At 65.8% G+C, this 9,912-nt stretch carries 10 protein-coding genes; 6 read left to right on the forward strand and 4 right to left on the reverse strand.

Annotated features, from left to right (window positions below):
- On the forward strand, window positions 1-468 hold a 468-nt coding region (locus tag B1964_RS24145; protein ID WP_079931589.1), incomplete at its 5' end, for an ImmA/IrrE family metallo-endopeptidase.
- Window positions 465-1,676 (forward strand): hypothetical protein, encoded by a 1,212-nt coding sequence (locus B1964_RS24150; protein ID WP_079931590.1) that lies wholly within the window; start codon window positions 465-467, stop codon window positions 1,674-1,676. The genes B1964_RS24145 and B1964_RS24150, both read left to right, overlap by 4 nt.
- Here the strand turns inward: B1964_RS24150 and B1964_RS24155 are convergent.
- The 4 genes from B1964_RS24155 to B1964_RS24170 are packed head-to-tail and all read right to left on the reverse strand — an operon-like array spanning window position 1,645 to window position 5,712.
- Window positions 1,645-2,088, reverse strand: coding sequence for a helix-turn-helix domain-containing protein (locus B1964_RS24155; protein ID WP_079931591.1), 444 nt, complete (start codon window positions 2,086-2,088; stop codon window positions 1,645-1,647). The genes B1964_RS24150 and B1964_RS24155 overlap by 32 nt on opposite strands.
- Window positions 2,085-3,479: an MFS transporter gene (locus tag B1964_RS24160; RefSeq protein WP_079931592.1), complete on the reverse strand. Its 1,395-nt coding sequence runs from the start codon at window positions 3,477-3,479 to the stop codon at window positions 2,085-2,087. The genes B1964_RS24155 and B1964_RS24160 overlap by 4 nt, the downstream gene beginning before the upstream one ends.
- The gene (locus tag B1964_RS24165) at window positions 3,476-4,426 is read right to left on the reverse strand and encodes a 2-dehydropantoate 2-reductase (protein WP_139765851.1); all 951 of its coding nucleotides are present in this window, start codon (window positions 4,424-4,426) and stop codon (window positions 3,476-3,478) included. The genes B1964_RS24160 and B1964_RS24165 overlap by 4 nt, the downstream gene beginning before the upstream one ends.
- Window positions 4,423-5,712 (reverse strand): 2-isopropylmalate synthase, encoded by a 1,290-nt coding sequence (locus B1964_RS24170; RefSeq protein ID WP_079931593.1) that lies wholly within the window; start codon window positions 5,710-5,712, stop codon window positions 4,423-4,425. The genes B1964_RS24165 and B1964_RS24170 overlap by 4 nt, the downstream gene beginning before the upstream one ends.
- A gap of 232 nt (window positions 5,713-5,944) precedes the next feature.
- Between B1964_RS24170 and B1964_RS24175 the strand changes: the two genes are divergently transcribed.
- Genes B1964_RS24175 through B1964_RS24190 form a run of 4 tightly spaced genes read left to right on the forward strand, consistent with a single transcriptional unit; the run spans window position 5,945 to window position 9,782 of the window.
- Window positions 5,945-6,763: a sterol desaturase family protein gene (locus tag B1964_RS24175; RefSeq protein ID WP_079931594.1), complete on the forward strand. Its 819-nt coding sequence runs from the start codon at window positions 5,945-5,947 to the stop codon at window positions 6,761-6,763.
- A complete protein-coding gene (locus B1964_RS24180; protein WP_079931595.1) occupies window positions 6,760-7,827 on the forward strand; it encodes a PrpF domain-containing protein in 1,068 nt (355 codons plus the stop codon). Before B1964_RS24175 ends, B1964_RS24180 begins: the two co-directional genes overlap by 4 nt.
- Window positions 7,828-7,880: 53 nt before the next feature.
- Window positions 7,881-8,948: an AbrB family transcriptional regulator gene (locus B1964_RS24185; RefSeq protein WP_172398954.1), complete on the forward strand. Its 1,068-nt coding sequence runs from the start codon at window positions 7,881-7,883 to the stop codon at window positions 8,946-8,948.
- Between the two features lie 36 nt (window positions 8,949-8,984).
- Window positions 8,985-9,782 (forward strand): amidohydrolase family protein, encoded by a 798-nt coding sequence (locus B1964_RS24190; RefSeq protein ID WP_079931597.1) that lies wholly within the window; start codon window positions 8,985-8,987, stop codon window positions 9,780-9,782.
- Window positions 9,783-9,912 lie beyond the last annotated feature (130 nt).

Here is a 9,912-nt window from a genome sequence, read left to right on the forward strand (position 1 = left end):
CCCGCGGGTGCCCGTCGCCGCGCCGACCGGGCCGCTGCAGCCCTCGTTGAGCGGGTCGGGTCGTGCGAGGGCGAACCCACGTTGGGCGACCTACTGACGGCCGCCAGGGCACTGACAGGATGCGAGACCCGGCTCGTGCCTGCTGATTTCGGCTCGACCCGACTGTTCGGCATGGTGGTGCGGTTGCCGGTCGCCGACGTGGTCATGTTCGACCGCTACGCCCCGCCGACGCACCAGTTGTTCACCATCCTGCACGAGGTGGGCCATCTACTTTTGGAGCACGCGCTGATGGATGGAACAGCGGAGCCCGCAGAGTCCGGTTGTGGTGGATCGATCGCCGACGAGCGGGCCGCTGAGTACTTCGCTGCCCGCGTCTCACATCTGCTCCGCGTGCGATCGGCGCGGATGGCGAATCCGGACTCATCCGCCGCCCGAATCGCCGACACGTTGACGGGCGGGACTCCGTGATCGTTGCGCCCGTGGAGTACCTGTGGGGCTATGAATCCGACGTGATCGCCTTTCTCCTGGTGGCTCTGCTGGTGGTCTCAGGGGTGCTCACCCGCAGGCGCCCGGTCGGTTCGCGGTACCGGCTCGCGCTCGCAACACTTCTGGTCGGGGTGATGTTCTATCAGTCCACGGCGCTGATCTTCGTTGCCGGTGCGGACCAGGTGGCGGGAATCCACCGGCCGACGGCGTTGCTCACCCACGCGTTGGGGGTCGTCTGGAATTGCCTGACCGTGCTGCTTGCGGTGTATTGGCGGGTGGGCCGGGTGCCGACGACGGTGGTGGCGCGGGTGGTGGCGTTCGGTGCGGTCAGCGTGGGTGCGCTGACGGTGTGTTTCATCCTGCTGTACCCGGGCCCGACCGACCCCAACTACATTGTCGGGATCGAGCCAACGGTTGTGGGCAAGGTCTATGTTGCGGTGTACGCGGCGTCGATGCTGGCCGCGAAATCGATTGTGCTGTGGGTCTGTCTGCCCCAGATTCGTCAGATGTCACGCCGGCCGGCCCAGGTGGGGCTGGCACTGGTGTGCCTTGGTTCGGCGATGATCGCGGCGTTCGCCGTGTGCCGGATGACAGCGCCATACTGGCGGGCCGTACTTCCGGATAGCGCTGACGTTGTCGAGACGGTCGCCTTCGTCGCACACGTCGTCGGTGCGATCGTTTACGCTGCGGGCTTCGGCTTCATGGAGGCGAGGTCGTTGTTGCGGTCGGTTCTCGCCCACGCCGACGACGTCCGCCGCTATCTGCGGTTGCGGCCGTTGCTGGTGGCGATCGACCGGTATGAGACCGAGGGGCGATTCGGTGTCGTGTCCGGGTACGGGCAGCCCCGGTGGCCGGAGTTCGCCAGTCGCGCAGCCATATCGGGCTACGTGAGCGCTGCGGTCGTCGTGGTGTTCGACGCCGCCGGGTTACGCGCCCGGGCCCTGCGGGCTACCCTCGCCGACGACGGTCCGAGCGCCACCGGCGGACACGGTGCGGTCACCGAGACGACGCCGCTGTTCCATTTCCGGACGGTACGGACGTCGGACTACCGGTTGGTGGCTGCCACCGCGCGGGACTATCGGACGCTGGTACGCGGTTCGATCGGGCCCGAGGTCGCGTGTGCACGGGCGCTGGCCGCCCTTGCCGACGCGTTGGCGCTCACTCCGGCCCAGGATGATCACGATCGGTGACAGGCATGAGACCCTCCTTCTCCCGCAGCCGGTCGATGATCCGGGTGACCTCGTTGAGCGACTCGTCGGAGAGGCCACCCGCCCGCAGTCCAACCCGGGCGCCGGCATCGGTGAGCGCGCGGATCAGGTCCGCTTTTGCTGCAGACGACCCGGTAGCGGTTTCGGCTCCGCCGAAGAAGTAGTCCGTCGGTACCTGGAAGTACTCGGCGAAGGCCTGGATCAGGGCCATACGCGGATCTGTGACGACGCCGTTGCGCAGCTCCGACAGGTACCCCTTACTCACCCGGGTGCCGGTGACCGCCTCGAAGTCGTTGAGGAATTCGTTCAGGGTCTGCGAGCGGCCCGTCGTACGTTCGCGTCGCTCGAACAGTGCGTTGAGGCGCTCGGTGAACGTCTCTCTATCAGCCGTCATGTGTTTCTATCGTAGTCGCGGCCTCGAAGGAGGATGTCCTCTGTCTGGGCATTCGACATTCGCAACGCAGCCCATGCCGCGCCACCGAGAACCGCAAACGCCCCTGCAATCGTACTGAACGCCGCCACCGGGGAGGCGGACAGCGCATCTGATCCGAGCACCGCCACCGCCACCACCATCCCGAGTTGTCGGCCGACGTTGAATGTCCCGGCGCTCGCCCCAGACGTACCGGGCGTAGCCAGCGACATCGCCGTGCTGCTCAGCGTCGACGCGAGCACACCGGCCGTCACCCCTAGCGGGACCGTCGCCACCAGCGCCGCAGGCAGGACAGTCGCCGCGGTCGCCGCGACCACCGCCGCGGCGACCACCGCGACGGCCGGCGCAACACTCAGGAACCTCCGGTGCAGGTGATGCGGAGCGAGCAACGCGATGACGTTTCCGCCGAGCCAGCCCACACAGCAGGGGATCATCAGCCGGCCCGCGTGGACCACGTCGAACCGGCGGACGAGCTGGAGATACATCGGTAAAACGATCAAGGAGCCGTACGCGGCGAACTGATAGCACGTGCCGGCCACGACCGAAACCGAGAACGGCCGGTTGAACACCTCGGGCGGCACCATTGGTGCGGGTGCCCGGCGAACATGCCATACCAGCGCCGCCACGGCGGCGGTGCATGCGGCGGCGGCGAACCCGGCCACCACACATGCGCCGCGCATCGACTCGATCACGCCGCAAGCCAGCGCCGACAGCAGAACCGCGAGCAGCACCTGCCCGCGCCAGTCGATGCTGCGCGTCGTCGCCTCGCGATCGTCGACCGCCGGCAGTAGGAGCAGCGCGGCGATACACATGGGGATATTGCACGCGAATACCGACCACCAACCCAAGCCGGCGACAAGCACCGAGGCGAGTAACGGGGCGGACGCGATCGCGACGCCGCCGACAACTCCCCACACTCCGATCGCCCGCGCGCGCCGGGCGGGCTCGCCGATCCGGCGACTGATCACCGACAGTGTCATCGGCAGCATGAAACCGCCTGCCGCGCCCTGCACTATTCGACAGGCGATCAGAGTGGGCGAATCCGGGGCAACAGCACAGAGTAACGACACCACCGCAAACACCGCGGTCGCGCGGCGGTACAGCCGGGTGCCGCCGATCCTGTCCCCTAGTACACCCGCAAGCAACAGAACCGCACACAGAGGTACGGTATAGGCATCCAAGATCCATTGGCGGGCAACGGTTCCCGCGCCAAGGTCCGAGGCGATCGCCGGCAGCGCAACATTGACCCCGCTGGCGTCGAAGGCGACCATGAAGTTGCCCAGACTCACCGCCACCACGCCCAACCAGCCGAGAGCGGGGACCTTGCACCGAACCTGCTCGGGTGTGACCGTCATCGCGGTTCGCTACGCGCCAGACGTTCCCCGGGAGACTGCGTGGCGACGATCATCCTGTGCACCGGCACCTCGACGCCTGCCTGCTCGGCGTAAGCGAGTACCGCACCGTTCTGTTCGAACAGCTCCGAGGGTCGCCCGGCGAGGAGGTCGCGCTGCATCGACGACGTCGTCGCCGACTCGAATCCCACGTACACACTCATCGCCTCGGTCACATCGTCCGGACCGACGTGGACACCGTGCGCGCAGGCCACCGCCGCCACCTCCCGCATCGCGGCCTCGACCAGTGCATGGGTGATGGGGTCTGTGGCGGTGACCCCGGTCGGCTGCCGACACAGCGCGCCGACACCCCCGTAGGAGGCGACGAGCATCAGCTTGCGCCACAACGCGCGTCGCATGTCGAGGTTGACGGTCACCTGTAGTCCTGCGCCGAGCAATACCGTGGCGAGTCGGGCGTGCGCATCGGAGGGGCGGTCGGTGTGATCTATGGGGCCGACCTCGACTGCGGCGTCCCGGCCGAGGCAGCGGGCCGTCAGCGGGCCGATCCGCTGCGCGATCACGACACACGTCGCGGCAACCACATGCGAAGAGCCGACGATCTTTGCGACCTCGAGCGGCGCGTCCACGCCGTTCTGCACGGTCATCACCAATGTCCGTGGACCGACCAGTGGGGCCACGAGCTCCGCGACGCCCGGGACCTGCCATGACTTGACCGTGACGACAACCAGGTCTGCGTCGCCTCGCACGTCGGCGATGTCGGAGACAACGGTGACCGCCCGGGTTTCACGCTGCTGGTCGCCGTAATCGACGACAAGGGGTTCCCCGTTCGCAAATCGGTCCGCCGCGTCCGACCGGGCGACAAGAGTGACTGTCTCCACATCCGGCGCTGCGGCCAGTTTCGCCGCGAAGTACAGGCCGAGCGCTCCAGCTCCGACCACGACGATGTTCACGCGGACATCCGTTCCTCGGGACCTGTCGCGCCGGCCACGGTCCTCAGACCACGACGACCGAGAACATCCATCGCCGCGAGCTGCACGTGTTCCAGGCGCACCAAGTCGGAATAGAAGTCCTGGATCTGCGCGGCCAGGGCGTCGTAGTCAACCCGCTTACGCGCGTACATCTCGTCCATCTGCGTCGCGAGGTGGCTGTACACAGCGTCGAGGAAACCGGGGTCGGACACCGCATCGGCGTCCACCCCGCTTTCGATGAGGATCTGTCGAATATAGTTGGGAAACAATCCAATCCGATTGAGGAAGTAGTCGACGTCACGCGTCACGCCCAAGTAGTCCGGCACGTTGACAATGCCCGCATTCTCGTTACGGACCAGAAATCCGCTGATCGCCCGGTAGGGATCCGGCACAGCCATATAGGTCTCCTCGGAGAGCTGTGCCGCCCGCACGAGTCCGTCCAAGTTGAGCTCACCGTCGGCAACCGTGATCGAGTTGCGTGCGAAGACCGCTGCGATGCTCTCAATCTCGGGTAGTCCGGCGCGATTGCCGACCCCCGCCACACCGCCCTCGACCATCTGGAATCCATGGAAGACCGACATCAACGAGTTCGCGGTCCCAATGCCGTAATCGTTGTGCCCGTGCAGATAGAAGGTGATGTCGGGATTGTCGTGCACAAGGTTTGCGGCGAGGACCGCGGTGGCCTCGGGTAGCAGCGTGCCGACCGAATCATTGATCCGGATCAGCTCGATACCCTGCGCCCGACACCGCTCGATCTGAGTGCCCAGGTGCTCGTACTTCTGCTCGTCGATCGTGGTCGAGAACGCATTGAGCAGGCTGGACCGGAACCGGTGGACGCCGATACCCCGCAATCGATCTACCACTCGCTCGAAAAGGCAGTTGTGGCTGTCGATTTCGATCATCCCGACGCTGACATAGATCTCGTCGCGATACTCCGGTGGGAGGTCGCGCTCCAAGGTCTCTATCAGCGGCTCCCAGGTTTTGAGCGTGAGATTGAACGAGAACTGCGCGGCAGCGGGAATCCGACCCATGATGTGCTTGGCGTCCAAGACATTTCGGACAAATGCCGCCTCGTCGAGACCGGAGCCCACATCGATGTCGGTGACCCCGGCTCCCGTGATCGCCTCAATCAGCCGCAGCTTGCGGTGGTTGTCGGCTCCGAACGGTGCGCGCTCGCCACCCTCACGAATCGTCTCGTCGGACACCGCTTTGATCTCAAAGTTCTCATACCGGGGCCGGTGCCCCGCAGGAAAGGACAGCGCAGACATCGAAACTCCGTTCATGTTTGTGAACAATGTTGCCTGGCAGCGATCTAACGCGCCCGGGTGATGCCAGTCAAGACTGGTTCCGGGAGGGCAGGATCACAGGCCGCCCCGGTTGACAGCCACCCGGAGCCAGCGGAATATCTGTGTCGTTCACAAATGTGAACACCTTCGAGGGTCCGCGGCGCGGCGTGCCCAACGCTCTTGTCGATCCACTCAAACACGTTTGGAGGCAAATGTGTTCATCGCTGTACAGATCTCATGGCTGATCCTACTGGGGATCGCGGAGTTGGGGGCGGCCCGCTGGGGGCGCGCCGTCCCACGGGGTGCGCGCACCGCCCGCAACCTGACTTTCACCGTGATCAATCATGTTGCGATACCGCCGTTGACGGTGCTCTGCTTGGCCGCGGCACAGGTCGTTCACCCGCCGGTCGGGATCAACCGACTCCCGATGTGGACTGGGATGATCCTTGCCGTCCTGGCGTTCGATCTGGCCGGCTACTGGTTCCACCGCGTCAGCCATCGAAGCCTGTTGCTGTGGCGATTCCATCAGGTCCACCACTTGGACGAGGATTTCGACTTCACCACGGGTGCCCGCGTGCACACGGTCGAGGAGTCTCTGCATCAGATCCTTCTCGTGGCGGTCGCTATCGTGATCGGCGCCCCGCCGCTCTACCTGACCGTCTTCGGAACCCTGGCGTTCGTGGCCGCGTTGTGGCACCACTCGAATCTCGCTGTCCCGCAGCGGATCGAGCGCTGGCTCCGCCTGGTGGTGTTCACTCCGGAGACGCACGTGGCTCATCACCACGACCAGATAGAGGACACCGACACCAACTTCGGGTTCCTGTTCCCCTGGTGGGACCGGATGTTCGGCACATTCAACCGGCGGCAGCGAACCTCTGACTGGCGGATCGGCCTCGACTACTCCCGCGACCTCGGGCTCATCGGACTCCTTCTTGTGCCCTTCCATCCGCGCCAGCTCAAAGAGCTCGCACTACGACCGGTGACAGATGCCGGCCCGCGCTCAGCGCAGACCGCAAAGTCGGTGACCCGATGATCGCGGTACAGGCCATGCTGATGCGCGGCGGAACGTCGAAGGGGATGTACTTCCTGCGGTCGGATCTGCAGGAGACCGGCCAAGATCTCGACACGCTGTTGCCGATGATCATGGGATCGCCAGATCGACGGCAGATCGACGGCGTTGGCGGCGGAAGCACCACCACCAGCAAGGTCGCGATCGTCGGACCGTCCACCCGACCAGGCTGCGATATCGATTATCTGTTCGGTCAGGTCGACCTCGATTCCATGCGGGTGGATTGGACCCCCACATGCGGCAACCTCCTGGTTGGCGTCGGGCCCTACGCCGTGGAGAGGGGGCTCGTACCCGCCGGCGACCCACTCACAACAGTTCGAGTGAATCTCGTCAACACCGGTGCGCGCGTGGAGCTCACGGTACGCACTCCCGGGGGCATCGTCACCTATCAGGGAGATCATCGGATCGCCGGTGTGCCACGCCGGTCGGCACCGGTAGACGTCGCATTCACCGAGTTCGTCGGCGGCACCACGGGCCGCCTGCACCCGACCGGCCGACCTGTCGATGTCGCCGGTGGAATCGAGTTCACCGGCATCGACGCGGCCGTGTGCGCCGTGGTTGCCCGCGCCGAATCATTCGGCCTGGGCGGAGACGAGAATCCCGCAGACCTCGATGCCGACCGCCGCCTCGGCGAGGCGATCGAAGCGATGCGCCTACGCGCAGCGCTGCAGATGGGCATGGGTGACGTGCGCGGTCGCGTGCTACCGAAGGTGATGCTGGTGTCACGGTCGGGATCATCCGCCGCAGTCCGATCCCGCTACTTCGTCCCCATCGGCTGCCACCCTGCGCATGCGGTGTCCGGTGCGATAGCGCTGTCGACCGCTGCGGCGGTGGGCAATACGGTCGTCGACTCCGTGCTCGGCGGCCCACAGCGCGCGCCGCTTCTCATCGAGCATCCGGCCGGAGTCATGGAGGTCGACGTCGCGCTCGGTACGCAAGGCACGCCGATGCGCGCCTCGCTGCAGCGCACGGCACGAAAGTTGTTCGACGGCACCGTTTTCGTCGATCCAACCGCGATGGCCAGCTAATGGGGGCCGGCGGTTTGGTGCATGGCCGCACCGCGCGGTGGGGAGTGTGCGCTGTGGTCACAGTCGGCGTGGGTGCGGTGTTCACCGAGTTACGGATGCCCGGGTCCTGGCTCGTCGCCGCGGCGATCGCCGCCGGGATGGTGGCGATCATCGGCGGTCAGGAGCTGACGCCGCACCGTTGGGCACTGCGACCGGGCCAGTCGATCATCGGAATCCTCGCCGCGGCCCCACTCGCCACCGTCGGGGCCGGTACGGCGCAGCGCTATCTCATCGTGTCGATCGCAGTCAGCGCCGCGACCCTGGCCTTGTGTCTGGGGTGTGCTCGCGTTGTCGCATGGGCCGGCCGGGGTGCGGTTTCGCCGGCGACGGCCGTGCTCTCCACACTGGCGGGTGGGGCGAGCGGCATCTCGACGATGGCTGTCGACCTGGACGTTGATCATCACTATGTGGCGTTCTCACAGTACCTTCGGCTTGTGGTTGTCACGGTCACTCTGCCGTTCGTGCTCATCGCGATCGGACTGCACCCGCAGCGGTCGACCGCCGTCGGCCACGCACCGAGTGTGCTCGGCTTGGCCGTCGCGGTGGCGATCGTCGCTCTCGCCGGTCGGATCGGTGCGCGACTCTCGGTGCCGGCCCCGTACTTGCTGATGCCCCTGATGGTCACCCTCGTCGTCGAACTCGCCGTCCCCGGACTGCGGTTCGACCTGCCGAGCCTGGTCGTGGCGGTGGCCTACGTCGTGATCGGATGGCAGGCGGGGGGCTCCTTCACCCGTGCCTCGCTGCGGTTGTTCGTCCGGTTGTTACCCGTCACCGCCGTGCTGATCGGCGTGATGATGGGCGCGTGCTTCACCATGGCCGTGGGAGTCGCAGTGTGGCTTCACATATCGTTGGGGCAGAGCTACCTCGCCACCACACCCGGTGGAATCTATGCGGTGATGGCGACTGCCACGGACACCGGCGCTGGTCCTGTGGTGAGCACGCTCCAGGTGATCCGGCTGCTGACGATGGTCTTCGCGGCGGCGATCGCTGCACGGGTGTTCTCCGACCGGACCCAGATCGGGCGCCGTCTGGGGTCGCGGGATCGCGCGGAAGCGCCAAGCGTAGACACCAGGCTCGGCTGACCCTCAGCCGTGAGCCGTTATGAGAGGAGTTGCAGAATGGGTGGTTTCACGATCTTCGATGCGCACTTCCACATCATCGATCACGCGTTCCCGGTGGTCAAGAACAACGGGTTTCTCCCGGAGCAGTTCGACGTGGATGCCTACCGCGAGCACGCAGAGCGACTGCACGTGGTGGGCGGCGCGGTGGTATCCGGCTCGTTCCAGGCATTCGACCAGGCCTACCTGCGCGACGCGCTCGGTCGCCTCGGACCCACCTTCGTGGGGGTAACCCAAATTCCGGCCAGCACGACGGACACGGAACTCATCGAGCTCGACCACGCCGGTATCCGTGCGGTGCGGTTCAATGTGCGCCGGGGCGGCTCGGAGACGATAGAGCAACTCGACGCCTTCGCCCGTCGCGTGCATGACGTCGCCGGCTGGCACACCGAGCTCTACGTCGACGCCGCCGACCTCTCCGAGCTGGTCGACGTCATCGGGAGTCTGCCCGCAGTCAGCATCGATCACCTGGGCCTATCGCCCCAAGGCCTGCCGATTCTGCTGCGGTTGGTCGCGCGGGGTGTTCGGGTCAAAGCGACCGGATTCGGGAGGGTCGACCTCGATGTGTCGACCGCGATCCGGCAGATCGCGGAGATCGACCCGTCGGCGCTGATGTTCGGTACCGATTTACCGTCGACGCGTGCTCGACGCCCCTTCGCGGACGACGACATCGACATCTTGGTGTGCGAGGTAGGTGAGGAGCACGCTGAAGCCGTACTCCGCACGAACGCTGAGACCTTCTATCGCATTTCCACATCCGCAGCGACTCTTGCTCCGACGGCAACACAGACGCGTTAGCTTAGCGGGTCCGTCACACGACGCCGTGCATGACAACGGTTGCGGCTCGGCGTGAGCCGTCCGAAACCGACCTAGTGGCGCGAGTTTGAAGTTGTTGGACGGTTGGCTTTTTCTAGGATCTGTTCGGCGG

Origin of the sequence: Gordonia sp. i37, assembly GCF_002043085.1 — a bacterium.
GTDB lineage: Bacteria > Actinomycetota > Actinomycetes > Mycobacteriales > Mycobacteriaceae > Gordonia > Gordonia polyisoprenivorans.

Bases quoted from the DNA above. Each gene is read 5' to 3' on its own strand.
- B1964_RS24170 (WP_079931593.1), bottom strand. From the start codon at position 5,712: ATGTCTGCGCTGTCCTTTCCTGCGGGGCACCGGCCCCGGTATGAGAAC.
- B1964_RS24160 (WP_079931592.1), bottom strand. From the start codon at position 3,479: ATGACGGTCACACCCGAGCAGGTTCGGTGCAAGGTCCCCGCTCTCGGC.
- B1964_RS24180 (WP_079931595.1), top strand. From the start codon at position 6,760: ATGATCGCGGTACAGGCCATGCTGATGCGCGGCGGAACGTCGAAGGGG.
- B1964_RS24155 (WP_079931591.1), bottom strand. From the start codon at position 2,088: ATGACGGCTGATAGAGAGACGTTCACCGAGCGCCTCAACGCACTGTTC.
- B1964_RS24190 (WP_079931597.1), top strand. From the start codon at position 8,985: ATGGGTGGTTTCACGATCTTCGATGCGCACTTCCACATCATCGATCAC.